The 24,186-nt window shown below is 62.9% G+C and carries 23 protein-coding genes; 13 read left to right on the top strand and 10 right to left on the bottom strand.

Going from position 1 to position 24,186, the window contains the following annotated elements; translation table 11 throughout:
• Nucleotides 1–2: 2 nt before the first annotated feature.
• Nucleotides 3–515, bottom strand: a complete 513-nt coding sequence (locus AC4FWB_RS24340; protein WP_491028779.1) for a hypothetical protein — start codon at nt 513–515, stop codon at nt 3–5.
• Between the two features lie 304 nt (nt 516–819).
• Between AC4FWB_RS24340 and AC4FWB_RS24345 the strand changes: the two genes are divergently transcribed.
• Nucleotides 820–2,727 (top strand): NACHT domain-containing protein, encoded by a 1,908-nt coding sequence (locus AC4FWB_RS24345; RefSeq protein ID WP_491028780.1) that lies wholly within the window; start codon nt 820–822, stop codon nt 2,725–2,727.
• A 31-nt stretch (nt 2,728–2,758) separates the two neighbouring features.
• Here the strand turns inward: AC4FWB_RS24345 and lepA are convergent, their stop codons facing one another.
• Entirely contained in the window at nt 2,759–4,564 is a 1,806-nt protein-coding gene (lepA, locus tag AC4FWB_RS24350) for a translation elongation factor 4 (protein WP_491028781.1), read from the bottom strand.
• A 357-nt stretch (nt 4,565–4,921) separates the two neighbouring features.
• Here lepA and AC4FWB_RS24355 point away from each other — a divergent pair, with 357 nt between their 5' ends.
• The 5 genes from AC4FWB_RS24355 to msrA all read left to right on the top strand — a co-directional run bounded on the left by AC4FWB_RS24355 (nt 4,922) and on the right by msrA (nt 8,796).
• Nucleotides 4,922–6,013 carry a TadE/TadG family type IV pilus assembly protein gene (locus AC4FWB_RS24355; protein WP_491028782.1) on the top strand — a complete coding sequence of 364 codons (1,092 nt, stop codon included), beginning with the start codon at nt 4,922–4,924 and terminating at the stop codon, nt 6,011–6,013.
• Nucleotides 6,014–6,120: 107 nt separating this feature from the next.
• Nucleotides 6,121–6,492: an endonuclease domain-containing protein gene (locus tag AC4FWB_RS24360; protein WP_491028783.1), complete on the top strand. Its 372-nt coding sequence runs from the start codon at nt 6,121–6,123 to the stop codon at nt 6,490–6,492.
• A gap of 181 nt (nt 6,493–6,673) precedes the next feature.
• Complete coding sequence (locus AC4FWB_RS24365) at nt 6,674–7,372, top strand: DUF1223 domain-containing protein (RefSeq protein WP_491028784.1); 699 nt, start codon at nt 6,674–6,676, stop codon at nt 7,370–7,372.
• A gap of 85 nt (nt 7,373–7,457) precedes the next feature.
• Complete coding sequence (locus tag AC4FWB_RS24370) at nt 7,458–7,781, top strand: hypothetical protein (RefSeq protein WP_491028785.1); 324 nt, start codon at nt 7,458–7,460, stop codon at nt 7,779–7,781.
• Nucleotides 7,782–8,061: 280 nt separating this feature from the next.
• Nucleotides 8,062–8,796: a peptide-methionine (S)-S-oxide reductase MsrA gene (gene msrA, locus AC4FWB_RS24375; protein WP_491028786.1), complete on the top strand. Its 735-nt coding sequence runs from the start codon at nt 8,062–8,064 to the stop codon at nt 8,794–8,796.
• A gap of 239 nt (nt 8,797–9,035) precedes the next feature.
• On the opposite strand, the gene AC4FWB_RS24380 is transcribed toward msrA, so the two are convergent.
• Both AC4FWB_RS24380 and AC4FWB_RS24385 read right to left on the bottom strand, forming a co-directional pair.
• Nucleotides 9,036–10,040 carry a cytochrome d ubiquinol oxidase subunit II gene (locus tag AC4FWB_RS24380; protein WP_491028787.1) on the bottom strand — a complete coding sequence of 335 codons (1,005 nt, stop codon included), beginning with the start codon at nt 10,038–10,040 and terminating at the stop codon, nt 9,036–9,038.
• 325 nt (nt 10,041–10,365) lie between these two features.
• Complete coding sequence (locus tag AC4FWB_RS24385; protein ID WP_491028788.1) at nt 10,366–11,727, bottom strand: cytochrome ubiquinol oxidase subunit I; 1,362 nt, start codon at nt 11,725–11,727, stop codon at nt 10,366–10,368.
• A gap of 344 nt (nt 11,728–12,071) precedes the next feature.
• On the opposite strand from AC4FWB_RS24385, the gene AC4FWB_RS24390 reads away from it, so the two are divergent.
• Nucleotides 12,072–12,998, top strand: coding sequence for an ABC transporter ATP-binding protein (locus AC4FWB_RS24390; protein WP_491028789.1), 927 nt, complete (start codon nt 12,072–12,074; stop codon nt 12,996–12,998).
• Nucleotides 12,999–13,012: 14 nt separating this feature from the next.
• Nucleotides 13,013–13,774, top strand: a complete 762-nt coding sequence (locus AC4FWB_RS24395) for an ABC transporter permease (protein WP_491028871.1) — start codon at nt 13,013–13,015, stop codon at nt 13,772–13,774.
• 167 nt (nt 13,775–13,941) lie between these two features.
• On the opposite strand, the gene AC4FWB_RS24400 is transcribed toward AC4FWB_RS24395, so the two are convergent.
• Nucleotides 13,942–14,979, bottom strand: coding sequence for a phosphatidylglycerol lysyltransferase domain-containing protein (locus AC4FWB_RS24400; RefSeq protein WP_491028790.1), 1,038 nt, complete (start codon nt 14,977–14,979; stop codon nt 13,942–13,944).
• 248 nt (nt 14,980–15,227) lie between these two features.
• On the opposite strand from AC4FWB_RS24400, the gene AC4FWB_RS24405 reads away from it, so the two are divergent.
• A complete protein-coding gene (locus AC4FWB_RS24405) occupies nt 15,228–15,719 on the top strand; it encodes a MarR family winged helix-turn-helix transcriptional regulator (RefSeq protein WP_491028791.1) in 492 nt (163 codons plus the stop codon).
• Nucleotides 15,716–16,390 (top strand): GNAT family N-acetyltransferase, encoded by a 675-nt coding sequence (locus AC4FWB_RS24410; protein ID WP_491028792.1) that lies wholly within the window; start codon nt 15,716–15,718, stop codon nt 16,388–16,390. Before AC4FWB_RS24405 ends, AC4FWB_RS24410 begins: the two co-directional genes overlap by 4 nt.
• 51 nt (nt 16,391–16,441) lie before the next feature.
• Here the strand turns inward: AC4FWB_RS24410 and AC4FWB_RS24415 are convergent, their stop codons facing one another.
• Nucleotides 16,442–18,439, bottom strand: a complete 1,998-nt coding sequence (locus AC4FWB_RS24415) for a PhoX family protein (protein WP_491028793.1) — start codon at nt 18,437–18,439, stop codon at nt 16,442–16,444.
• 253 nt (nt 18,440–18,692) lie between these two features.
• On the opposite strand from AC4FWB_RS24415, the gene AC4FWB_RS24420 reads away from it, so the two are divergent.
• Both AC4FWB_RS24420 and AC4FWB_RS24425 read left to right on the top strand, forming a co-directional pair.
• Nucleotides 18,693–19,031, top strand: coding sequence for a hypothetical protein (locus tag AC4FWB_RS24420; RefSeq protein ID WP_491028794.1), 339 nt, complete (start codon nt 18,693–18,695; stop codon nt 19,029–19,031).
• An 18-nt stretch (nt 19,032–19,049) separates the two neighbouring features.
• The gene (locus AC4FWB_RS24425) at nt 19,050–19,751 is read left to right on the top strand and encodes a phosphatase PAP2 family protein (RefSeq protein ID WP_491028795.1); all 702 of its coding nucleotides are present in this window, start codon (nt 19,050–19,052) and stop codon (nt 19,749–19,751) included.
• Nucleotides 19,752–19,761: 10 nt separating this feature from the next.
• On the opposite strand, the gene AC4FWB_RS24430 is transcribed toward AC4FWB_RS24425, so the two are convergent.
• The gene (locus AC4FWB_RS24430; RefSeq protein WP_491028796.1) at nt 19,762–20,688 is read right to left on the bottom strand and encodes a DMT family transporter; all 927 of its coding nucleotides are present in this window, start codon (nt 20,686–20,688) and stop codon (nt 19,762–19,764) included.
• Nucleotides 20,689–20,790: 102 nt separating this feature from the next.
• The gene (locus AC4FWB_RS24435; RefSeq protein WP_491028797.1) at nt 20,791–21,651 is read right to left on the bottom strand and encodes an SMP-30/gluconolactonase/LRE family protein; all 861 of its coding nucleotides are present in this window, start codon (nt 21,649–21,651) and stop codon (nt 20,791–20,793) included.
• A 113-nt stretch (nt 21,652–21,764) separates the two neighbouring features.
• Here AC4FWB_RS24435 and AC4FWB_RS24440 point away from each other — a divergent pair, with 113 nt between their 5' ends.
• Nucleotides 21,765–22,559, top strand: coding sequence for a helix-turn-helix domain-containing protein (locus AC4FWB_RS24440; RefSeq protein WP_491028798.1), 795 nt, complete (start codon nt 21,765–21,767; stop codon nt 22,557–22,559).
• Between the two features lie 188 nt (nt 22,560–22,747).
• Here the strand turns inward: AC4FWB_RS24440 and AC4FWB_RS24445 are convergent, their stop codons facing one another.
• A complete protein-coding gene (locus AC4FWB_RS24445; protein ID WP_491028799.1) occupies nt 22,748–23,686 on the bottom strand; it encodes a CHAD domain-containing protein in 939 nt (312 codons plus the stop codon).
• Nucleotides 23,683–24,156: a CYTH domain-containing protein gene (locus AC4FWB_RS24450; protein ID WP_491028800.1), complete on the bottom strand. Its 474-nt coding sequence runs from the start codon at nt 24,154–24,156 to the stop codon at nt 23,683–23,685. Before AC4FWB_RS24450 ends, AC4FWB_RS24445 begins: the two co-directional genes overlap by 4 nt.
• Between the last annotated feature and the right edge of the window lie 30 nt (nt 24,157–24,186).

Below are 24,186 nucleotides of genomic sequence, written 5' to 3' on the forward strand. Positions count from 1 at the left end.
CCTCACCGTTCGGATTTCACGAGCGTCCAGATCCAGCCGACAAAGGTGAGGACCAGGAACGGATAGCCGAGCGCCGGCAGCGGCGACGAGGTGGGCAGCAAGGGCGTGCCCCAGAGTGCGGCAAACACCGAGGCGGTAAACAGCGCGGCGGCGATGAAGCCGGCGAGCCGCACCCACAACGCAAAGGTTTTCGGCGCGCTGATCAGCACAAGCGCCGCCGCCCAGAGCGAGATGCCGCCGAGATAGGAGGGAACGCTGGCCTGCAAGCCCGCCGCATTGCCGGCCAGCAGCAGGCTTTCGCCGGCGACGAAGGTGAGGAAGCCGGCAGCGACGCAATCATTGCCGAGCCGCTGGTATTTTAGGGTGAGCAGCGCCGCGGCCACGACGAGTGCGGTGCCATCGATCGCCCAGACCGTCTCGCGCAGCGCATCGCTCGCAACGAAGGTGCCGGCCAGCCCAAAAGCGCCGCCGATGGCGAGGCCGATCGCGGCGACGGTGTCCAGAGTGGAGCGCATGTGATGTCTCCCCAAGCCGGGAGAGGATACAACGAGGTGAGGGGATGGTGAAGTCCGGCCTAGGGACGTAAGCGAGTGCCTTGATGGTGCCTGAACTTGGCCCGGCCGCTGCAAGGCCGGGTTGCAGCGGCAAGCCTCCGTCGGCCGAGCCAAGAATTGCTGCCGTCCGACCGTTGGCGCTTAGCGCGTGGTCCTTGCGCTTTGCAGCAGTTTCCCCAGCTTCCTGAGATCCCGGGATCTTTACGCATGACTCAAACTATCTAAAATACTTCCTGGGCTAACTAAATTGGGCGTGGGAAATATCATGTCATCTGTTGATCCGAGTTCGGTCACGGCGTCTGTAGTCGCGGACCTCGTCAAAGCGTCATTTCAAGCCACGGTCAAAGGAGCATCTGCGGCCGCTCGAAATGCATGGAATAAAATATTCGAAGACTTCGCGCCCTATATGGAGGACACGTATAAGCGAAACAGAAACGTTCGCATATTGTGCAAGAAAGACAGCGACGTTGACCTATATGATGTCTATGTACATTCTAGTTTTGCAACTAGCGAAGGAAAAATATCGGACCGCGAACTCATCGAGACGTTTGTTTCTGGAAAAAATATTGTCGTTAACGGGAATGGCGGCGCTGGCAAAACCTTCTTCATGCGTCACTTGTGGTTAACGATATTCGCGAACCCCGGATCTCTTACCCCTATCTTCATCGAGCTACGGCAACTGAGCGACCTTTCCAAGCTCGACCTAAAGACGTTTATCAGGCGAACGATATCCAACCATCGCGAGCTAACCGAAGACCTGTTCGATCATTTCTGTGGTCAAGGGCGCTTCTGTTTTCTTCTCGATGGGTTTGACGAGGTTGCTCAAGAGCAAAGAGAGGAGTTACAGAGACAAATTCTTCTCCTTTCCTCCATGTACAGTAAATGCTCGTTTGCGGTTTCGAGCCGCTTTGAGAAGCGGTTCGCTGGCTGGCAAAACTTTGACGTTTTTGAGTCTTCACCGTTCGACCTTAATCAGGTGAGGTCGCTGATAAAGAAGGTTCCATTCGATGAAGCTTCCAAGGCGATTTTTTTGAAAAAATTGACGCCTGAGTTTTTCAGTCAGAACAAGAGCTTTCTGTCCAATCCATTGCTCTCTATAATGATGATGATGACATTTCGAGAGAATATGGATATTCCAAGAAGGATGAGTATATTTTATGATCAGGCGTTCAATACCCTCTATCAGTGGCACGATGCTACCAAAGCCTACAGCAGGCCCAAGACTCTTGACATTGAGGACTTTCAAAAATCATTTGGTGTTTTTTGTTTGCTATCTTATTACAAACAGATCTTCGAATTTACGCGATCTGAGATAATTAACTACATTTCTATGAGCAGTCGGTTCTGCTCTTTTTCTCAGGCTCCCGAGGATATCCTTGAAGACTACGAGGAATCCGTCAACCTTATAAAGCAGGATGGGTTAAAATACACATTCATACACCGATCGTTTCAGGAATACTTTGCCGCCTACGCTCTTGTCCGGATTGTTCCTGACAAATTTGGAGAGTTCATCAACGAAATAAGTAAGAGGACCAGCGACAACATTATCGCAATGTGCTTCGAAATGAACCCGCGCTTGGTTGTGCAATACTATATTCGTCCAGAGATGGACCAGCTCGATAAAAACAAAGTCTTCATCGTTAAGCGATCTGAGCCATTCTATTTTTTGAACCGGACCCAATCCGAATACACATATATGATTTCCTACCCGAAGGAAAGCGCGCGGCGGCGACCAAAGTCGGTGACCGTGGGCATATCAATGAACATGTCGGAGCGATTCTCGTACTTCATCGAGAATATCGTTAGGATAATGGGTAAAAAACCTTCGACTCCTATGAAGAATTATTCGCGTGATTTGCTTTTCGAGAGAGATATGTTCAATATTTTCGGGCCAATTAAAGATATTGGCACTTCCCAAAGCGTGACTGTACAAGTTACCTTCGGTCCGAGTCGGATGGATTCATCGGTCGAGTTTGATGATCCCCCACCGGCTAACGCTTTGGAGATCAAGGATCAAGTCGCCCGGGAGGTTGACGCCTCGCGCGATTGCTTTTCTAAAGTTGAGGCTCGCATCCGAAGCGAAATGAAAGCGATGGAGGCGTGGTGCCGGAATGAAATTGCAAAAGCTGAAAAAGGGGGGCGCTCGCTAGATGAGATACTCGGATTGAATTAGCCGAGTCTTTCTTCGAAGGCGGCCCTGCCCCTCAATCGCCCATCTTCAGCGCCTGGATAAACGCCTCCTGCGGAATATCGACCTTCCCGAATTGCCGCATCCGCTTCTTGCCCTCTTTCTGCTTGTCGAGCAGCTTGCGCTTGCGGGTCACGTCGCCGCCGTAGCACTTGGCGGTGACGTCCTTCCTGAGCGCCGAGACGGTTTCGCGGGCGATGATGCGGCCGCCGATGGCCGCCTGGATCGGGATCTTGAACAAATGCTGCGGGATCAGCTCCTTCAGCTTCTCGCACATGGCGCGGCCGCGCTTTTCGGCGGCCGAGCGGTGCACCAGCATGGATAGCGCGTCGACCGGCTCGTCATTGACCAGGATCGACATCTTGACCAGGTCGCCCTCGCGATAGTTGGTCAGGTGATAGTCGAAGGAGGCGTAGCCCTTGGAGATCGACTTCAGGCGATCGTAGAAATCGAAGACGACCTCGTTGAGCGGCAGGTCGTAGGTGAGCATGGCGCGCTTGCCGACATAGGAGAGATCGGCCTGGATGCCGCGCCTGTCCTGGCAGAGTTTCAGGATGCCGCCGAGATAGTCGTCGGGGGTGAGGATGGTGGCGCGGATCCACGGCTCCTCGATCGAGTCGATCTTGACCACGTCGGGCATGTCAGCCGGGTTGTGCAGTTCCTTGGTCGTGCCGTCGATGAGGTTCATGCGGTAGACGACGCTGGGTGCCGTGGCGATGAGGTCGAGGTTGAACTCGCGCTCCAGCCGCTCCTGGATGATCTCCAGATGCAGCAGGCCGAGGAAGCCGCAGCGGAAGCCGAAGCCGAGCGCGGCGGAAGTCTCCATTTCATAAGAGAACGACGCGTCGTTGAGGCGCAGCTTGCCGACGGCGGCGCGCAGGTCCTCGAAATCGGCGGCGTCGACCGGGAACAGCCCGCAGAACACCACCGGCTGCGCCGGCTTGAAGCCGGGCAGGGCCTTTTGCGTCGGGCGGCGGTCCTCGGTGATGGTGTCGCCGACGCGGGTGTCGGCCACTTCCTTGATCGAGCCGGTGAAGAAGCCGAACTCGCCGGGGCCGAGCTCGTCGACATTGACGCGGGCCGGCTTGAAGACGCCGGTGCGCTCGACGAGATACTTCGCGCCGGTGCCCATCATGCGGATGGTCTGGCCCTTCTTCATCACGCCGTCGATGATGCGCACCAGCACGATGACACCGAGATAGGCGTCGTACCAGCTGTCGACCAGCATCGCTTTCAGCGGGGCGTTGATGTCGCCCTCGCGCGGCGGCGGCAATTGGTGGACGATCGCCTCCAGCACGTCCGGCACGCCAAGCCCGGTCTTGGCCGAGATCAGCACCGCGTTAGAGGCGTCGAGGCCGATCACCTCCTCCACCTGTTCGCGGATGCGCTCGGGCTCGGCCGCCGGCAGGTCGACCTTGTTCAGCACCACGACGATCTCGTGGTTGTTGTCGATGGCCTGGTAGACATTGGCCAGCGTCTGCGCCTCGACGCCTTGAGAAGCGTCCACCACCAGCAGCGAGCCCTCGCAGGCGGCGAGCGAACGCGACACCTCGTAGGCGAAGTCGACATGGCCAGGGGTGTCGATGAGGTTCAGCACATAATCCTCGCCGTTCCTGGCGCGATAGTTCAGCCGAACGGTCTGGGCCTTGATGGTGATGCCGCGCTCGCGCTCGATGTCCATCGAGTCCAGCACCTGCTCCTTCATGTCGCGCTCCTCCAGCGCGCCGGTGAGCTGGATCAGCCGGTCGGCAAGCGTGGATTTGCCATGGTCGATATGGGCGACGATGGAGAAATTGCGGATGTGGTCTAGGGGCGTCGTCATGCGGCGCGCTTTAGCAGGGGCGGGTTTAAGGGGCAAGCGGTGGGGCTTTTTCCCTTCTCCCCTTGTGGGAGAAGGTGGATCGGCGCGTAGCGCCGAGACGGATGAGGGGTGTTCCAGCGGAGTGAGACGCTGGTGTTCCCTGGAACACCCCTCATCCGGCCGCTTCGCGGCCACCTTCTCCCACAAGGGGAGAAGGGGAGGCCCGCCGCGAAACATTCAAATCCGCTTAAACTTTCATGCACGCCTTTAGGGCATAATTCTACCGTTGGGTGGTGGGCAGGCTGTGCTGCCGACGATGCTGGGGGTCAAGGAATGTTTTCGTCCGCAAGAGATTTCGTCCGCTCTGAAGGCGGCTCGATGATGCCGCTCATGGTCCTTCTATCGATCCCGCTGCTGCTCGCGGTCGGCTTTTCCGTCGACTACACCTCGGCGGTGACGACCAGGAGCAACATGCAGAACGCGCTGGACGCCGCGGTGCTGTCGATCACCACGATGGATACGACGACCTCGAAGGCCGACCGCCAGATCGCGCTGCAGCAGGCCTATGTCGCCAATAGCGGACAGGGCACGGCGACGCTCACCGCCGTCGACGTCGCCGCCGACGGCACGGCGAGCTTCAAAGCCACGGCGGCCTATCCGATGCCGACCGATTTCATGTCGATCGCCAGGATCAACACGGTGAATGTCGGCGTCGGCTCCTCGGTGCGCAAGACGCCGGCACTGGTGGGGGCCGATTTCAAGGTGACGAAAGTGTCGGGCTACTGGAACAAGAAGATGACGCTCTACGGCACCAAGTTCGCCCAGACGAACGCCCAGAGCCTCATGACGATCGACTACAACTACGTCCCCTATAAATACACCTATAAAGTGGGCAAAAACAGCTACTCCGTGTACGAGCCGAAGGGCTACGGAACCTCCACCATCTACACGATGAATGGAACCACGCCGACGAAGGTCCAGCAGCAGACCTGCACCACGACGGGCTCGACCAGCCCCTTCAGCAATCCGCCGGCCGACTCGATCCCCAGCAGCACCAAGGACTCCAATAGCGGCAAGACGATCTACTTCAACACCACCTGCGCGACCACCACCTACCCGGCCAACGGCGCCGGCGCCTCCATCGACGTCAGCCAGATGAACCAGCTCAACCTGCAGATGGATGTGCCCTCGGGCAACCCGAAGACGCTGCAGTCGAACGATGCCACCACCTCGAACCGGCTCTATATCGGCGTCAGCGAAACCAATATGCCCGAGGTCGCGACCGGGCAGACGGTCGACATCTTCAGCGCTGTGCCCTGCGGTCAGACCAGCTACCAAGCCTGGGAAGACGGCGGATCGGCCGTGCCGACTGCCCCGTCCGTGGGCACTACCCAGGCCGACTTCTTCTACACCGTGACCGGCAAGTGCGCCTTCAACCAGCGGCCGTCGGACACGGTGCTGACGCAGTGATAGCTGATCTCCCCCTTCTCCCCTTGTGGGAGAAGGTGGCTCGGCGCGCAGCGCCGAGACGGATGAGGGGTGTTGGACGGATCGCGGCGGCTGGCTAATCTCACACCATGCCACATCAGCCGATCACCAAAGCCAAGCGCAGTTTCGCCCGCACGCTCCGCCGTGAAATGACGGAGTCCGAGCATAAGCTTTGGCAAGAACTGCGCGACCGCAGGCTCAATCGGATCAAATTTCGACGCCAGGCTCCTATCGGAAAATACATTGCCGATTTCGTTTGCCTTGAGGCACGTCTGATTGTCGAGATCGACGGCAGCCAGCATGCCGACTCGGAATCCGACCAAGCTCGCGGTGCCGAGTTGAAGGCGAGAGGCTTTCGCGTGTTGCGGTTTTGGAATGACGACGTCCTGAGAGATTTAGATGGCGTTTGCGACACGATCATCGCTTATGTGAAGGATACCGGGCTGCAGCCTTGGCGGTGAACTGGATGCACGCGGTTGCCAAGCTGGAGCACCCCTCATCCGTCTCGGCGCTGCGCGCCGAGCCACCTTCTCCCACAAGGGGAGAAGGGAAAGAGCGCCTCAATCACAAACCGGTGAAGCTGTAACGAAGTCTTCCGCGGCGGCGAAATGAGGAGCATCGCCGCAACGGAGACTGCTTCCCATGACCGTACCAAAGACAACGCTCGGCAAGGTTTTACTCGTCGGCGCGGCGCTTGCCGCCACCCTCGGCGCTGCTTCCGCGCAGCCGCTCACCGTGGTCGAGCTGTTCACCAGCCAGGGCTGCTCGTCCTGCCCGCCGGCCAATGCCAATCTGATCAAGGTCAAGGACCAGCCGGGCGTTTTGGCGCTGTCGTTCAACGTCACCTATTGGGACTATCTCGGCTGGAAGGACACGTTCGGCCGGCAGGAATTCACTGAGCGCCAGGTCAATTACGAGCCGCCGCTCGGCCATGACGGGCCGTTCACGCCGCAGGTGGTTGTGAACGGCAGCGCCGATGTGGTTGGGGCAAAGCCCGGCGAGATCGAGCGGCTGATTTCGGCAAGCCCGCGCGCCGATGGCCCGGCGCTTTCGCTCGGCAACGGCAAGGTCAGCATCGGCGCCGGCACGGCGCCGGGCGGCGCGGCCGATGTCTGGCTGGTGCGCTACACGAAGGGCGTCATCGAAGTGCCGGTGGCGCGCGGCGAAAACACCGGACGCACGCTGCCGCATGCCAATGTCGTGCGTTCGCTGCAGAGGCTCGGCCGCTGGAGCGGCAAGGCGACGACGCTGCCGCTGCCCAATGCCACGAATGGCCTCAGCACGGCGGTGCTGGTGCAGACCCCGGGCGGCGGGCCGATCCTGGCCGCGGCCGCGAACTGATCGATCATCCCTTTCGCGCGATGCCGCATGAGGCGGCAGCGCATCATCCGGCCCGCATCGCGCGCCGCAACCCAAGGAGACGACCATGACCAAATTCCTGACGGCGCTCGCGCTTGCGCTCGCAACCACGGCCTTCGCCGCCGGCGCCCGCGCCGACGACGCGACGAATGCGATGAAGCCAGCCAATGCGATGGCGACCGACGCCATGAAGCCGGCGACGGATGCGATGAAACCGGCGACGGACGCCATGAAACCGGCCGATGCCATGAAAACCGACGCGATGACAACGGATGCGATGAAACCCGCCGACGCCATGAAACCCGCGACGGACGCAATGAAGCCGGCGGATGCGATGAAGCCGGCGACGGATGCCATGAAGCCCGCCGACGCGATGGCTCCGGCTCAATGAGTTCAGCGACCTAGGCTCCGGACAATCGCACAGGGCGCTCCCCCTCTCCGTCTCGGCGCTGCGCGCCGAGCCACCTCTCCCCCATTTCATGGGGGCGAGGAAACGCCAACCACCAAGGGCGCGGCCTTCGCAAGCCTGAGTTCCTCGCCCCCGCCAAAGGCGGGGGAGAGGTGGCTCGGCGAAGCCGAGACTGAGAGGGGGCGGCGCCGGCCGCACGGCAAATGAGAACCCGGCGGCGGCTTCTTTCGTATATGATGGACAGTAACAAGGGAGATTGAACATGACCGGCATCGAGAAAAAACCCGCGCGGCGATCACCATACCTCGCCCCGCTTGCGGCGCTGGTGTTGACGGCGGCGGCCGCCGCCTTCTGGCAGACGCCTGCGCGTTCGGCCGAGGACGCGGTGGTGATCCCGCCGCCGGCCGTGGATGAAAAGGCTGCCGGCGGCACCGAGAAAGCAATCTTTGCCGGCGGCTGCTTCTGGGGCGTGCAGGGCGTGTTCCAGCACGTCAAGGGCGTCAGCAAGGCGGTTTCCGGCTACACCGGCGGCAGCGCCGAGAACGCCGTCTACGAGACCGTCGGCACCGGCCGCACCGGCCACGCGGAATCGGTCGAGATCACCTATGACCCGTCGAAGGTCACCTATGGCCAGCTCCTGCAGGTCTATTTCTCGGTCGCGCATAATCCGACGCAGCTCAACTACCAGGGGCCGGACCAGGGCACGCAGTACCGCTCGACGATCTTCGCCGAGAACGACGAGCAGAAGAAGGTCGCCGAGAGCTACATCGCCCAGCTCGACAAGGCCAAGGTGTTTGCGAAGCCGATCGTCACCACGCTGGAGACCGGCAAGACCTTCTATCCGGCCGAGGACTACCATCAGGATTTCCTGACGTTGAACCCGACCTACCCCTATATCGTCTACAACGACCTGCCGAAGATCGAGAACCTGAAGTCGCTGTTCCCGCAGCTCTACAGCGAGAAGCCGGTGCTGGTGCTGGCTAGCAGCAAGAGCTGAGGTTTTTGAGGCGGTGTTCGCTTGGAGACGTCGGCGGGACAGCGCCCCCCTCTGTCCTGCCGGACATCTCCCCCACAAGGGGGGAGATCAGCCGTCACGCCGTCGTTCGCCAATCTCCAACGTTGCAGGAAAGGCGCCAGCGACGAAACCACCAATCTCCCCCCTTGTGGGGGAGATGCCCGGCAGGGCAGAGGGGGGCGCGAAGGATCACGGCGTCTTCGTGGCAGCCCCCAACCCCCTCAATCATACGTCAAATCCGTCGCCTTCCCCCCAAACACGCGGTAGGCGTAGAAGGAATAGAAGATGATGATCGGCAGCACGACGACGGTGCCGATCAGGATGAAGGCCAGGCTCTCGGGCGCCGAGGCGGCCTGCCAGATCGTCAGCCTGTCGGGCACGACATAGGGGTAGAACGACCAGGCAAGCCCGGCGAAGCCGAGCGCGAAGATGGCGGCCAGGGTCAGGAATGGCCGCAAGGCATGCCGGTCGTCGGGCTTCGGCAGATGGAAGGTCTGCCGCCAGAGCCACAGGAACAGCAGCGCCGACAGGATCGGCAGCGGCGAGAGATAGAGCATCTGCGGCCAAAGGAACCATTTGGCGAAGATGCGCGGGCTGGCGAAGGGCGTGGCCAAAGACACCGCGACCATGCCGAGCGCGGTCAGCACCAGCGTGGTGCGCAGCCAGCGCACGGCTTTGACCTGCAGGTCACCCTCGGTCTTGTAGATCAGCCAGGCGGAGCCCATGGCGGCATAGGCCGCCGACAGGCAGAGCGCGACCAGCGCGCCGAAGGCCATGCCGCCGAGGCCGACATCGAGGCCGAGCACATAGACACCCAGCATATAGCCCTGCGCCAGCGAGGCGGTCGCGGAGCCCAAAAAGAAGATGCGGTTCCAGCGGTGCTTCCTGCCGGCCGGCACCTTGGCGCGGAAATCGAAGGCGACGCCGCGCAGGATCAAGCCCACCAAGAGCACGAAGACCGGCAGATAGAGCGCGGTGAGGATGGTGCCATGCGCCATCGGGAAGGCGACCAGCAAAAGCCCGACCGCCAGCACCAGCCAGGTCTCGTTGGCGTCCCAGAAGGGGCCGATCGCGGCGATCATCGTATCCTGCTCGGAGCTTTCAGCGGCCGCGAACAGGATGCCGATGCCGAGGTCGAAGCCGTCGAGGATGACGTAGATCAGGATGGCTAGGCCCATCAGGCCGGCGAAGATCAGCGGCAGCGCGGTTGGCCAGTCGAAGGTCATCTTTTTTTCCTCGAACCGCGATAGGTCCGACGTGCGGCCATACCGCTTGAAGCAACCGTTTCAGATCGATTGTGGAGGTTGGCGCCGCCCCTCATCGCCCTGCCGGGCACTTCTCCCCGTATAGTGACGGGGAGAAGGGGGCTGGCCGCAACGCCGACGCCCTTCCTGCTACCACGATGGCGATTGGTGAAAACGGCGATGACAGCGCCCCTCTCCCCGTCACTATACGGGGAGAGGATGCCGGCAGGCAGGTGAGGGGCGGCGCCAGGCTTTGAAGAAAGCCGCCGATCGAACCAGCCGGACCTTGCGCCTCGTAGCTGCATGATCACTCCCCGGCAGCTTGCTGTGAAAGGGCCGCGTTCATGGCGCCCGGCAGCGGCGAGGTGTCGCCATCCTTGGCCGCCTTCAGCGCCAGGTGCACCAGCACGCTCAGATAAGCGATCAAGAGCAGCACATAGAGGATGAGATAGACGGCCAAGGTCAGCGCGACATGGCTGCCGGCGACCGGGCCGACGGCGTCCGCCGTCTTCAGCACGCCGGTGACCAGCCAGGGCTGGCGGCCGATCTCGGTGGTGTACCAGCCGGCCAGCGTCGCCAGCCAGCCGGAGAGCGCCATCGGCACCATGATGAGGGCCAGCGGCTTCGGCAGGCTGTGGCGGCGCTTGAGGAAATAAGCCGCCGACCAGGAGACGATCAGCATCAATATGCCGGTGCCGACCATGATGCGGAAACCCCAGAACACCGGGAAGACCGGCGGGTGGTTGCCGGGATAGTCGTTGAGGCCGGGCACGACGCCGCTGGTCGAGTGGCGCAGCACGACGCTAGCGCCGTCCGGAATGGCGAGCTCGAACCTGTTTTCCTTGGCCGCCTCGTCGGGCAGCGCGAACAGAACCAGCGGCACGTTGGGGCCGGTGTTCCAGTTGGCCTCCATGGCGGCGATCTTCTGCGGCTGGTGCTCGAGCGTGTTCAGGCCGTGCTGGTCGCCGGCAAAGATCTGGATCGGGATCAGGATGGCAGCGGTGAAGACGCCGGTGCGCAGCGCCTTCCACATCGATTCCGAGCGGTCGCCGTAAAGGTAGCGCAGCGCCGACAGGCCGGCGATCAGGAAGGAGACCGTGAGCCCTGACGCGAGCAGCATATGCACCAGCCGGTAAGGCATGGACGGATTGAAGATGACCGCCCACCAGTCGAGCGCATGCGCCTTGCCGTCGCGCATCTCGAAGCCGGCCGGCGTCTGCATCCAGGAGTTCAGCGCGATGATCCAGAAGGCCGAGACCGTGGTGCCGCCCGCCACCAGCACGGTCGCCAGCGTGTGGATGCGGTTGGAGACGCGGCGGAAGCCGAACAGCATGATGCCGAGGAAGGCCGCTTCGAGGAAGAAGGCGGTAAGCACCTCATAGGCGAGCAGCGGCCCGGCGATGTTGCCGACCGTTTCCATATAGCCCGGCCAGTTGGTGCCGAACTGGAAGCTCATGGTGACGCCCGAAACCACGCCCATGGCGAAGGAGAGCGCGAAAACCTTCACCCAGGTGAAATAAGCGCGCATCCAGGCGGAGTCGCCGGTGGCGTTGTAGCGGAGCTTGAAGAAGAGAAGCATCCAGCCAAGTGCAATGGTGATCGCCGGAAACAGGATATGGAACGAAATATTCGCGCCGAACTGAATGCGCGACAGAACGAGCGGGTCCATGCTGGGCTCCGGCTGCAATTTATGCTTGAAGGATAGGCCTCAAGCACGCCCCGGTCAAAGCGGCGCGGCGTCACGCGAGGCGCGTTGTCGCAGCAGTTCGACAGGAACCGTCACAAGTGCCGGGAGGCCTGACGGAGAACGACTGTCTAAAGCGCGTCGCGCTGAAACGGATTCGGGCGACGCGCTTTAAGCCTTGTTTTGATGCATGTCGTTGTCCCAAAACCGCTGCGCACTTTTGGGCGACATGCATTGAATTGTCAGGAGCGGCATTGACTTCCTGCCTCGCGCACCGACATTCAGCGCAATAAAAATCCAAAGCACCCTTTCAGCAGCCGTTTTCAGCCATGCCATCCATCATTTCGATATCCGGTGTCACCAAGACCTATGCCACCGGCTTCAAGGCGCTGAAGGAAATCAACCTCGATATCGAGCGCGGCGAGATTTTTGCGCTGCTCGGGCCGAACGGCGCCGGCAAGACGACGCTGATCTCGATCGTCTGCGGCATCGTCAACCGCTCGTCGGGCAGCGTCACCGTCGACGGCCATGATATCGGCAAGAACTACCGCGCCGCGCGCAGCCTGATCGGGCTGGTGCCGCAGGAGCTTACCATCGACGCCTTCGAGACGGTGTGGGCGACGGTGAATTACAGCCGCGGCCTGTTCGGCAAGGCGCCGAACAAGGAGTTCGTCGAGAAGGTGCTGCGCGATCTCTCCCTGTGGGACAAGAAGGACGCCAAGGCGATCACGCTTTCCGGCGGCATGAAGCGCCGGCTGATGATCGCCAAGGCGCTGTCGCACGAGCCGCGCGTTCTGTTCCTCGACGAGCCGACGGCCGGCGTCGATGTCGAGTTGCGCCAGGACATGTGGGCGATGGTGCGGCGGCTGCGCGAGGATGGCGTCACCATCATCCTCACCACGCATTACATCGAAGAGGCCGAGGCGATGGCCGACCGCGTCGGCGTCATCAATCGCGGCGAGATCATCCTGGTCGAAGGCAAGGCCGAGCTGATGCGCAAGCTCGGCCGCAAACAGATGACGATAGAGCTGCGGGCGCCGCTCGGTGCCATACCCGACGGCCTGTCGCGCTATGCGCTGGAGCTGTCGGGCGACGGCGGGCAGCTCACCTACACCTATGACAACCAGAGCGACCGGCCTGGCGTCGCCTCGCTGATCCGCGACCTCGAGGCTGCCGGCGTCCAGTTCCGCGATCTCGACACCAAGAACAGCTCGCTCGAAGAGATCTTCGTCAATCTTCTGAGGCAAGAGCCATGAACCTGCGCGCGACCGTGAATCTTCGTGCAGTCTGGGCGATCTACCGGGTGGAGATGGCGCGCGCGTTCCGCACGGTGCTCCAGAGCATCATCTCGCCGGTCATCTCGACGTCGCTCTATTTCGTCGTCTTCGGCTCGGCCATCGGCTCGCGCATCACCGAGATCGACGGCATCAGCTACGGCGCCTTCATCGTGCCGGGGCTGATGATGCTTTCGCTTTTGACGCAGTCGATCTCGAACGCGTCCTTCGCCATCTACTTCCCGAAATTCGTCGGTTCGATCTACGAGCTTCTGTCGGCGCCGGTCTCCTATCTCGAGATCATCATCGCCTATGTCGGGGGTGCGGCGACCAAATCGATCATCCTCGGGCTGATCATCCTGGCGACGGCGGCGCTGTTCGTGCCGCTCAGGATCGAGCATCCGTTCTGGATGATCGCCTTCCTGGTGCTGACGGCGGTGACCTTCAGCCTGTTCGGCTTCATCATCGGCATCTGGGCGAGGACTTTCGAGCAGCTGCAGCTGGTGCCGCTCCTGATCGTCACGCCGCTCACCTTCCTCGGCGGCAGCTTCTATTCGATCCATATGCTGCCCGGCATCTGGAAGACGGTCACGCTGTTCAACCCGGTCGTCTACCTGATCAGCGGCTTCCGCTGGAGCTTTTACGGCAAGGCGGACGTCTCGGTCGGCGTCAGCCTCGGCATGACGCTGGTGTTTTTGGCCATCTGCATCGTGATCGTGGCGTGGATCTTCAGGACGGGCTATCGGCTGCGGAATTGAACGGAGACGTTGCCTTTGAGCCGCGGCTAGGTCTGTTGAGATTCAGGTTAGGCCGAGTCGAAAATGGTGGTCTCCGAGAACCGGAGCGGAGCGTACTTAAGTACGTGAGCACCGGAAGCGCAGGAGACCGCCATTTGCAGGCCGGCATCACCTGAATATCGACGGACCTAGATCGCCTTGATCAGCCGCAACAGCCCCAGCATCTCCATCAGCGTGCCTTTGCGGAAGGCGATGTAGGTCGGCTCCTCCAGCCCGTGGAAGCGGCGCTTGAAGGCGGCCTGGCCCTGCAGGTTGAAGCGCGAGCGGTTGACCCAGGGCGACTGGTAGGCGCGCTGGAAGGCGCCGCGCCAGAAGCTCGATTCGGCAAAGCCGCTCGGCTCGACATCGAGCAGCGGCGACAGACCCAGCGTGACGACCGAAATGCCTTCCTGGCGAAAACGGTCGACGGCGAATTTGGTCAGGCCGATCTCGGAATGCGGCGTGGCGTCGACATGCTTGCGCTTGAAGGCTGTGGTGTAGCCGATGAGCTTGCCGTCGCTGAACAGCGGATCGAAATCGAGGATGGCGACGAGTTGACCCTCCGGATCGTGCAGGACGAAGCGGCGCATGTCGGCGCCGAGATGGTCGGCGAAGGGGCGGTTGAGGAAGCCCATCTCCCAGCGCTTGACGATGCGCTCGCCGCGCCAGTTCTCGGACAGCCGCGAAACCTCGTCGAGGAGCATGTTTTTCCTGTCCTCGGCGAAGGTGAAGCCCTTCTTCGCCAGCCAGCGCTCGGAATAACGCACGGTTTCGTTGCGCTTGCCGGAAAAATCATGCGCCGGCAGCTGCAGCCTGGTGTCGATACCCAGCCGGTTGACCTGGTAGCCGAGCCCGGCCAGCACCTTTGCGGTGGCGGCGCCGATCTGCACGAACCAGGGGCCGCCGGCGGCCTCGACGAAGCGCTTGACGTAGCCGGGCCGCTCCGACGGATCGACCACCGGATCGCCAAGCGCGAAATGGTGCTTCATCTTGCTGCCGAAGGCGATGTAGCCGTCGCCGTCGCTGAAATAGGACAGTTTTTGCTGCACGGCGGTGGAATAGGCGAGCGAGAAGTCGCCGTGGCGCCGAACCATCGCCAGGCGCTCAAGATGGGTCAGCTCGCGCCGCGGCACCTTGGGCGCCGCGCCTTCAAGCAACCTGTCGATATGTTTCCGCAGGGAGGGCATGAGCTTCCGCGTGCCGATGAACAGAGACCCGCAAGCCGGTGGGCCTCGAATCAGTCGCCTTGGCGCGACCGATTGTCGGTCATGTCGCGCCAGCGCCATATAGGATGCTATCGGCCGTGAATGAAGAGGAAATGTCTGCCGTCCGATGTAGCTGCCGGCACTGATAGACCTGCGTCAGGCGATACATATTGCCATTTTCCATGCAATGTTATATATCAAGTTATAGTTTTCGCTTAGGTGGCTCGGCCATGGAAGACGTCCTACGATCCCTCGGCTTTCTCTGCCTCGGCAGCCGGCTGAAGCGCATTGGCGAGCAGTTGCAGGCCGACACGCAGCGCGTGCTCGATCGCCTGGATGTGCGGATCCAGTCGAGCCAATACCCCCTGCTCGCCGCGCTCGACAGGCTGGGGCCGCTGCCGGTCGGCGAGCTGGCGCAGTCGCTCGGCATCGCACAGCCGGGCGTGACGCGCAGCGTGTCGCTTCTGACCGAACTGGGCCTGGTCGAGGTCACGCAATCGAACGACGACCAGCGGCGCAGGATCGTCTCCCTGTCGCGGAACGGCCAGCGCCTGGTCGATACCGCGAAGCGTGACGTCTGGCCGCGCATCGAGGACGCGGTCGCGGAATTATGCGCGGACCTCTCCGGGCCGCTGCTTGGTCAGCTCGCCGCCATCGAGGACCGGCTGGCCGCAACCCCGCTCGACCGCCGTGCGGAAAAGGCCAATGCCGTCGCGTCATGAAACACGTTCTCGACCGTCCCATCTGGAGCGCGCTCGCGACTCGCCATCAGGCCTTCGCGGAAGGCGACAGCCTTGCCCGGCGGTACCGGCCATCGATCGTTCCCTTCGCCGCCACAGCGGCGGACGATGCGGAAAGCCTGCAGGCCCTGGGCAAGCTGCCGCTTGAAAGCGCGATCCTGGTTCAGACGGATAAGATCGTCCTGCCTGCAGAACTTGCAGCGGTTTCGACGGCATCGCTGGTGCAGATGGTCGCCGAAGAGCCGGTCGAAACCGTGTTCGATGAGCGCGTGCAGCGGCTGACGCAGGACGATGCAGCCGAGATGCTGGCTCTGGCGTCGCTCACCAAGCCAGGCCCGTTCACGCTGGAGGCCATGAGCCTCGGCGAGTTCTGGGGCGTGAAGATCGGCGGCAGGCTTGCGGCGATGGCCGGCGAGCGCATGAAGCAGCCCGGCTACACCGAACTCAGCGGCGTGTGCTCGCATCCGGATTTCCGCGGCGTGGGCCTCGGCCGGCTGCTGTCGCTCTTCGTGGCGAACCGGATCATGGCGCGTGGCGAGGTTCCGTATCTCCACGCCTACGACAGCAACGCTCCCGCCATCAGGCTCTACGAGTCCATCGGCTTCCGATTGAGAACCACCCTGAACATGGCCGTGGTTCAGCGCGCCGACTAGCGGGAGTAGGGAAGGGCTCCGGATCGCCGAAGCCCTCCCCTTCAGATCAGATCAAACCCCGATCTTGCCGCCGCCCTGCTTGGTGATGGCGACGACCGAAGGCCGCACCGGCATGTCCGGCTTAAAGTCCGGCCAGCGGGTCGACGGGTCCTCGTAGTAGGACGGGCGGCCGAAAGCTTCCCAGTCCTCGCCGCCGTCGCCCGGATGCTGGACGGCGACGAAAGCGGTCTGGTCATCCGGCGCGAACAGCGGGCCGCACATCTCGGCGCCGACCGGCACGCGGAAGAACAGTTTTGACGTCGCTCGCGCAGCGCCTTCCGTGTCGACAGCCCACAGGCCATCGGTGCGGCCGGTGGCCTTCGGACCCTGGCCATCGGTGGCGACCCAGAGCCGGCCCGCGGAATCGACGGCGCAATTGTCCGGCATGCCGAACCAGCCATTGGCGGTGGTGGCGGTCGAGAAGGTGGCGCCGACATCGGCCACGGAAGGATCGCCGCATTTCAGGAGCACTTCCCACTTGCCCTTGGTGGCGGCAAAATCGCCGCCGTCCTCGACGATCTCGATGATGTGGCCGAAGGCGTTTTCGGCGCGCGGGTTGGCGGCGTCGACCTGATCAGTCTTGCGCTTGGAATTGTTGGTCAGCATGACATAGACCTTACCGTTGCCGGCGTTGGGCTGGATGTCTTCCGGCCGGTCCATCTTGGTGGCGCCGAGCAGGTCGGCGGCGCGGCGCGTCTCGATCAAAACGTCGGCCTGGCCGGCAAAGCCGTTCTCCGCCGTCAGCGGGCCCTGACCGAACACGATCGGCATCCATTCCACCGAGCCATCCTCGGCGAACTTCGCCACATGCAACGTGCCGTCGTCGAGCAGGTTCATGTTGGCGGCGCGGTCGTTCGGGTTGAACGCGCCCTTGGTGACGAATTTGTAGACATAGTCGAAGCGCTCGTCGTCACCGAGATAGAAGACGACGCGGCCGTCCTTGGCGACGATCGATTCGGCGCCTTCATGCTTGAAGCGGCCCATGGCGGTGCGCTTCCTCGGCACCGAATTCGGATCGTTGACGTCGACCTCGACGATCCAGCCAAAACGATTGGGCTCGTTCGGCTCCTTGGCGAGGTTGAAGCGGTCGTAATGCGCGCCCCATTCATACGCGCCTTCCGGAATGCCGAGCCGCTTGTAGTTCGCCGCCTCCTTGTGGCCTTCCGGCAGCTCGCCCGAGAAATAGCCGTGGATGTTCTCCTCGGCCATCACATAGGTGCCCCAGGGCGTGACGCCGCCGGCGCAGTTGTTGAACGTGCCGATGACCTTGGCGCCGGACGGATCGGCATTGGTCTTGACGCGATCGTGGCCGGCGACCGGGCCGGAGAGCGCCATTTCGGTGTTGGAGGTGATGCGGCGGTTGAGCTTGCCGTCGCGCACCACCTGCCATTTGCCGGCCTCCTTGCGGATCTCGACGATGGTGCCGCCATGCGCCGCCATCTCGACATCGACCTGCTCCTTGCTGAGCGGCGCTGTCTCGGCGGCCTTCTCGCCTTCCTTCTCGACGATCTTGACGATGCCCGGGAACATCAGATGCGGGTTGGTGTATTCGTGGTTGACGACCAGCAGGCCATGCTCGGCCGAGCCGTCGATCGGGATATAGCCGACATAGTCGTTGTTGTAGCCGAACTGTTTTGCCTGGGCCTCGGCCGACTGCTTCACCGGGTCGAAATCCGGCGAATCGGCAAACAGCGGATCGCCCCAGCGCAAGAGCACGTCGGCATCGTAGCCCGGCGCGACATGGTGCTTGTCGTCGATGCCGGCCTCGAGCTCGTCGAATTTGAAGGCCGATGCCTCGGTGGCGCGCGCCTCGTCGGCAGCGACGAGCGCCAGCGGACTGACGGTGGCGGCGATGGCCGAGACGGCCAGCGAACCCTTCAGGAAGCCGCGGCGCGAGAAGCGCGCGGCGATGATCTCGCCCATGGTGCGGTTGTCGGTGGGATTGACGGGCGGGCCGTCATTCTCCTCGAGCTGGCTGGTGCGGAAGCGGGTTGCAGGGGAGTCGGTCATGGGCTGTCCTCTGGCTTCTTGAGGTGGCTGGAACGTGTGACCTTTCGACCCCTATAAGCGGCCGATCACATTTTCGTGACATCGGCGTGATTAAACAAGGCTGGTTTGCCGGCTGTCGATTGTTTCGGCTCAGGCCGCGCGCGATCCCGTAGCAGCGCTCCTTGCCCGCCGGATCAGCTTGACGGCTTGTCACGCTTCGGAAACAACAGCGGCGACGGGCGCGGCGAAAGCCGCTTCAGGAGGGGATGAAAACGTGGGTTTCTTGGGCTTGGCGCAGCTTGGCGTTTCGACGGTGATCTTCCTTTTTGCGGCGATGGCGGCCAAGCAATGGGGGCTGGCGCCGAGCCTGGCCAAGATCCTGCTGACCCTCGCGCTCTATTCCGCCGGCAATCTGATCATGCTCAGGCTGATCCGAGAATTCGGCATGTCGGTGTCGTTCAGCCTGTCAGCGGTGATCCAGCTGGTATCGGTGAACGTCGTGGCCCTGGTCTTCTTCGGCGAGCGCTTGAATGCATTGCAGGCCACCGGCGTGGTGCTGGCGATCGCAGCCGTCGCGCTGATCACGCTCGGGCCCTATATGCAAAGGCTGTAGCTGGACCCAAGGCCCCTGATGAAATCGACCGCCAACGCGCTGCTCAACAGAATAGAATTTCCGGTGCTGCTGGCCGGGCTGGTGATCGCCGGCGGGCTGTGGGGCCTGGTGGAGCTCATGGAGGTGGCGCGCGCCACCACCCCGCACGCCTTCGACACGGAAATCCTGCTCGCCTTCCGCCATGCCGGGCAGCCGGACAGCCCGATCGGCCCCCCCTGGCTGGAAGGCGCGGTGCGCGACGTCACCGCGCTCGGCAGCACCAGCGTGCTGGTGCTGATCACCACCGCGACGATCATCTACCTGCTTCTGATCCGCAGGCCGGCGACGGCGTTGTTCGTGTTCGCGGCTGTGGCCGGCGGACAGGTGCTTTCCAGCCTGCTCAAGTTCGAGGTCTACCGGCCGCGGCCCGATCTCGTCTCGCATCTCGTCAACGAGACGTCGCTCTCCTTCCCCAGCGGCCATGCGATGCTGTCGGCGGTGACCTATCTTACCCTCGGCTCGCTGGCGGCCCGCTTCCTGCCGGACCGCAGGACCAAGATCTTCGTGCTCGCGCTCGCCGTGCTCGTCACGGTGATGGTCGGGACCAGCCGCGTCTATCTCGGCGTGCATTGGCCGTCGGACGTGCTAGCCGGCTGGTGCGCCGGCTTCGCCTGGGCCATGTTATGCTGGCTTGCGGCGCACCTGCTGCAGCGGCGCAAAGTGGTGGCGGACGGCGAGTGATCCGCGCTTCTCAAACCGCCGCTTCGATCGGCTCGGCAAGTTTCGGGTTTGCGCGCGCGGCGATCAGGCAACCGGCGACGATCAGGCACGCCCCTGCCAGCGTGGTCCAGGCCACCTCCTCGCCGAAGAAGAACCAGCCAAGCGCGATCGCCCAGATGAAGGCCGAGTATTCGGTCGGGATCAGATATTGCGCTTCGGCGCGGGCGTAGGCCCAACTCATCAGGAACTGGCCGGACAGCGACAGCAACGCCACCCCGACCAGGGGAAGCCAGAGGTCTCCCGGCAGCGCGACGGCGAGCCACGGCGCGGCGAGGCTAAGGATGATTGCGAGGCAGAGATTCTGGAACAGCATGATCTCGACCGGCTTGGCCAACAGCGCCTGTTGCCGGGAGAGGATCAGATTGTAGGCATAGAACACCGTCGAAACGAGCACCGCTCCCGTGCCAAGCAGGGCATCCCGCGAATGGCCGGCTTGCCCGAACTGGCCGGCCAATATGATCGCGACGCCCGCGATACCGGCGAGCGATGCCCACACGGCCTGCCGCCTTATGCGTTCGCCCAGCAACAGCGCGGCGAGGAAAAGCGCGAACAGGGGCGCGATGAAGCTGAGCCCGATCGCCTCGGCAAGCGGCAGCCTGGCGAGACCCCAGAAGAATGAGAGCAGGACGATGCCGACAATCGCGGCGCGCAGCGCATGCAGCCCCAGCACCGGAAGGGTTGGCTTCGAGCGCGGCCCTGCCGACCAGGCCGCGCCCGCGACCAGGGTCGCGACCATGCTGCGCCACAGCACCGTGTTGTAGACGCCCACCGCAATGACCAGGGACTTCATCGCCGCGTCCATCCCGGACAGCAGGAAGATCGCCAGCGCGCATACGAGCACTGGGATCGTCGGGGAAACGGCGCCGGTCAGGCTGGATGTCTTCACGGCTTCGCTCATGAAATGGGATCGCAGCCCGATATCCCGGAGCGGACGGCGTGGCCAGATGGCAGCGCCGTCGATATGGCGGTCCAATCCCGATCGGCGTGTTCCCGCCCGCTCTCAGTCGATCTTCAGAGCCGCCACCTCGCCTTCGTTCATCAGCGGGACATAGATGGTCGAGTTGCCGTCGGTGCCGATATCGGCGCTGCCCGGCTTGAAGGTGGCGATCGCCTCCGGCACGCCACCGGCTTGGTAACGGTAGAGCGTGCCGGTCATGTAGGCGGTGGCGTAGATGTCGCCGCCGATGGCGACGACGCCGTCGAGGTCGGCGAATTCTTGGGCGCCGGGCAGCGGCGTCACCTTCTTGCTGGCGAGATCGACCGCGAGCAGGCCGCCGGGCTCCGCCGTGCCGAAATCGGGCTTGATGCCTTTGCCCCAGGAGGCGACGATCAGCCTGTCGCCGTCGGCGAAAACGCCGTTGGGCGAGGCGAGCAGCGCATCCTTCACGAACAGCTCCGGCTGGTCGCCGTCGATGCGGTAGATCGTGTCGGCCAGCATGTCGGTGACATAGACCTTTCCGGAAGCATCGGCGGTCATGTCGTTGAGGAAGACCGCGCCCGGCACGTCGATGGTCGAGACCAGCTTGCCGCCGGCGAGGTCGACGACACGGACCTTGGTGATGTCGGCGGCATAGAGCTTGCCGCCGGCGATCGCCATGCCCTTGGGCGCGTCCATGCCCTCCACCCAGTGGCGCGTGATGACCTTGCCGTCCAGCGACAGCAGCGACAGGTAGCCGTTGCCGTCGGCCTCGCCGGGATTGCCGACGATGTTGGAGACGACGATGCGCTTGTTGGCGGTATCGACAAGCGCCGATTCCGGCTGTTCGAAGCCGCCGGCGCGCCAGATTTCACCGGCCTGGACGGCGGGAGCGATGGCGATGCTGGCGACGGCGAAAAAGGTCGAAGCGATGAGGGTTTTCATGAGTGCTCTCCTGTGATGACGGCGGAGAGCTAGGTTTTTCGATACTTTCCTGGAAGGCGGTTCGAGCCTAGTATCGAATATCGATACGAATTCGTGCAAACGGGGTGCATTCCATGAACGGTCCGATCTTCGAGGCGCTGAAACGGACACTCAAGGCCAAGGGCCTGACCTACCGGACGCTGGCCGAGCGCATGGGCGTTTCCGAGCCGACGGTGAAGCGCATCTTCCATGAGCGGAACTGCAAGCTCGACCGGCTGATGGAGATCTGCGCCGCGGCGGAAGTGGAACTGGAGAATGTGCTGGGCTCGATGAACCGGGGACCGGGGCCGGCCAACCGCGTCGCGCCGGAGATCGAGCGCAAGCTGGTGGCGCGGCCGGCGCTGCTTTTCGTCTTCATCATGCTGTCGGAAAAATTCACGCCCGAAGGCATCATGCGCTCGCAGGGCCTGAGCGAAGCCTCGATGTTCCTCTATCTGCGCGATCTGGAAGAGCTTGGCCTGGTGGCGCTCGGGCGCGGCCTGTCGGCGAGGCTGCTGGTCGAGACGCCGATCCAGTGGGATTTCGAGGGACCGCTGAAGCCGCATTTCGAGACGACCAACAAGAACTTCATCGGCTGGGCGATCGGCCATATGGAACGACAAGCAACCTTCGTCAGCTTCTCGCGGCGTATGCGGCCGGAGACGGCGGAGATGGTGCGGCGCGAGGCGGAAGACCTGGCGGAACGCGCAAGGCTGCTTGCCCATCACGACCAGCACACCACGCCGGAAGATCAGCTCATCGGCTACAAATGGACCTTTGCCTTCGGCGCGACCCCATTTCCGGCGATCATGCCGATCGGGCCGCATCCGCGGGATGCCGGCGCGCGAACGGATAGCGGGGCGAAAGGTCGGCGGCCGCTGCCGGCGTAGCTACCCCTTCTCCCCTTGTGGGAGAAGGTGGATCGGCGCGCAGCGCCGAGACGGATGAGGGGTGTTGGAAGAAATGAGGCGGTGGTGAGCGGTGTACCCCTTGGCCCGGCAAGCGGCCTTGTCAAGCTGGAGCACCCCTCATCCGGCCGCTTCGCGGCCACCTTCTCCCACAAGGGGAGAAGGGAGGCTCAGGCCGCGGCCGCCTTCGCTTCCTCGTGGGGAGCCGCGAGATCGTCGCGCGCCTTGCGCGCGAGTTTTTTGGCCGAGCGCTTGGGGCTGTCGCCGAACAGGTCGGCGGCCTCAGTGAGGCAGGCCTTGCTGAGGCTCTTCTCCGAACGCTTCAGGAGCTTGCGCAGAAGCTTGGTCTCGTCGGCGGGGCCGAGCGGCTCGCCATCGGCGGCGAGCAGCGCGCGCATGACGAAGACGTCATGCAGTTCGCCCAGCAACTCGCCAAGCTTGTCGACCGCCTTGCGGCGCGCCTTGATCGGCGTCGGCCATAGGCGGCCGAGCAACGACAGATGCATCGAGTGCGTCTTGGCTGCCTTGCGCAGATCGTGAAAATCATTGGGCTCGCCGCGCGAGCCGGCCTTGTCCAGCGCCTTTTTCGCCCGCCGCAAGGTAGCGCGGGCACCTTCAGCCAGGATGTCGGCCGCCTGCTCGGGCTGGTCGGGCAGGGCCAGCCTGTCGATACGCTCCAGCCCTTCCTGGCAGGCGGCGACCGCCGCGTTTACGGCGCCGTCGAGGCCGGGGCCGGCGTGAAGCTCATGCTGGCGCAGCACCAGCCGGTCGCGGACGGGGTCAAGGCCGCCGCCGGCGCTCTGTTCCGGGAAGGCGTCCGCCAGGCGGTCGATCGTCTCGATGAGAGCGGTCGCCTCGCGTGGGCCGGCAAGCAGCGCCGAGACCTGCTTATAACATTCGTTTTCAGTCTGGCAGAACGGTTCGTCTCCGGAACGAACCAGGCGCAGCAAGGCACGGATGCTCTTCAACCGCTTGCGGCATTTGTGCAGCCCCTGCTCCGGCTTGTCGCGCGCCGTCTCAAGATGGCCGAGCGCCTTGCCGATCTCGTCGGCCAATATGCGCCTGACCTCGCCGGTCAGCGGCAAGCGCGGATCGATGCGAAAGCTCATGCGGCGATCTCCGGAATCCCCCCGAGGGCCAGCGACGCGTTGTAGAATTTCGACTCGCTGGTGACCTCGCGACCGAGCCAGTCGGGCAGCATTTCGTCAGGTACGTCCTCCGGAGTCTCCAGCTCCGCGACCACGAGCCCCGCGAGCACTCCGCCGAATACATCGACTTCATAGAGATAGCCGCAGTGTCTAACATGGTGGCGTGTCTTCTCGATGACACGCCCAATGGCAAACGCCATCAATTCCTCGGCCTCGGCGAGAGGAATGGAATATTCGAATTCGTCGCGCTCGCGCGCCCTGTCGCCGAACTTCAGCGTCAGCTCGGCGGAACGCCCGTCGCTGATGCGCACGCGCACCGTGCGGCCGGGCTGCGCGGCGACGTAGAACTGGCGAATGCGGATATCCGCCTCGGCCAGCCGACGCCAGGCGGGATCAGAGACCAGGAACTTGCGCTCGACTTCCTTGCCCATGGCCGCGCACTAAAGCGTGCGGGGACGGAC

It is taken from the genome of Mesorhizobium sp. LEGMi-168a (assembly GCF_058312955.1).

What these genes read in the sequence shown, in the direction of transcription:
- AC4FWB_RS24340 (WP_491028779.1), bottom strand. Translation starts at nt 515, where the DNA reads ATGCGCTCCACTCTGGACACCGTCGCCGCGATCGGCCTCGCCATCGGC.
- AC4FWB_RS24345 (WP_491028780.1), top strand. Translation starts at nt 820, where the DNA reads ATGTCATCTGTTGATCCGAGTTCGGTCACGGCGTCTGTAGTCGCGGAC.
- lepA (WP_491028781.1), bottom strand. Translation starts at nt 4,564, where the DNA reads ATGACGACGCCCCTAGACCACATCCGCAATTTCTCCATCGTCGCCCAT.
- AC4FWB_RS24355 (WP_491028782.1), top strand. Translation starts at nt 4,922, where the DNA reads ATGATGCCGCTCATGGTCCTTCTATCGATCCCGCTGCTGCTCGCGGTC.
- AC4FWB_RS24360 (WP_491028783.1), top strand. Translation starts at nt 6,121, where the DNA reads ATGCCACATCAGCCGATCACCAAAGCCAAGCGCAGTTTCGCCCGCACG.
- AC4FWB_RS24365 (WP_491028784.1), top strand. Translation starts at nt 6,674, where the DNA reads ATGACCGTACCAAAGACAACGCTCGGCAAGGTTTTACTCGTCGGCGCG.
- AC4FWB_RS24370 (WP_491028785.1), top strand. Translation starts at nt 7,458, where the DNA reads ATGACCAAATTCCTGACGGCGCTCGCGCTTGCGCTCGCAACCACGGCC.
- msrA (WP_491028786.1), top strand. Translation starts at nt 8,062, where the DNA reads ATGACCGGCATCGAGAAAAAACCCGCGCGGCGATCACCATACCTCGCC.
- AC4FWB_RS24380 (WP_491028787.1), bottom strand. Translation starts at nt 10,040, where the DNA reads ATGACCTTCGACTGGCCAACCGCGCTGCCGCTGATCTTCGCCGGCCTG.
- AC4FWB_RS24385 (WP_491028788.1), bottom strand. Translation starts at nt 11,727, where the DNA reads ATGGACCCGCTCGTTCTGTCGCGCATTCAGTTCGGCGCGAATATTTCG.
- AC4FWB_RS24390 (WP_491028789.1), top strand. Translation starts at nt 12,072, where the DNA reads ATGCCATCCATCATTTCGATATCCGGTGTCACCAAGACCTATGCCACC.
- AC4FWB_RS24400 (WP_491028790.1), bottom strand. Translation starts at nt 14,979, where the DNA reads ATGCCCTCCCTGCGGAAACATATCGACAGGTTGCTTGAAGGCGCGGCG.
- AC4FWB_RS24405 (WP_491028791.1), top strand. Translation starts at nt 15,228, where the DNA reads ATGGAAGACGTCCTACGATCCCTCGGCTTTCTCTGCCTCGGCAGCCGG.
- AC4FWB_RS24410 (WP_491028792.1), top strand. Translation starts at nt 15,716, where the DNA reads ATGAAACACGTTCTCGACCGTCCCATCTGGAGCGCGCTCGCGACTCGC.
- AC4FWB_RS24415 (WP_491028793.1), bottom strand. Translation starts at nt 18,439, where the DNA reads ATGACCGACTCCCCTGCAACCCGCTTCCGCACCAGCCAGCTCGAGGAG.
- AC4FWB_RS24425 (WP_491028795.1), top strand. Translation starts at nt 19,050, where the DNA reads ATGAAATCGACCGCCAACGCGCTGCTCAACAGAATAGAATTTCCGGTG.
- AC4FWB_RS24430 (WP_491028796.1), bottom strand. Translation starts at nt 20,688, where the DNA reads ATGAGCGAAGCCGTGAAGACATCCAGCCTGACCGGCGCCGTTTCCCCG.
- AC4FWB_RS24435 (WP_491028797.1), bottom strand. Translation starts at nt 21,651, where the DNA reads ATGAAAACCCTCATCGCTTCGACCTTTTTCGCCGTCGCCAGCATCGCC.
- AC4FWB_RS24440 (WP_491028798.1), top strand. Translation starts at nt 21,765, where the DNA reads ATGAACGGTCCGATCTTCGAGGCGCTGAAACGGACACTCAAGGCCAAG.
- AC4FWB_RS24445 (WP_491028799.1), bottom strand. Translation starts at nt 23,686, where the DNA reads ATGAGCTTTCGCATCGATCCGCGCTTGCCGCTGACCGGCGAGGTCAGG.
- AC4FWB_RS24450 (WP_491028800.1), bottom strand. Translation starts at nt 24,156, where the DNA reads ATGGGCAAGGAAGTCGAGCGCAAGTTCCTGGTCTCTGATCCCGCCTGG.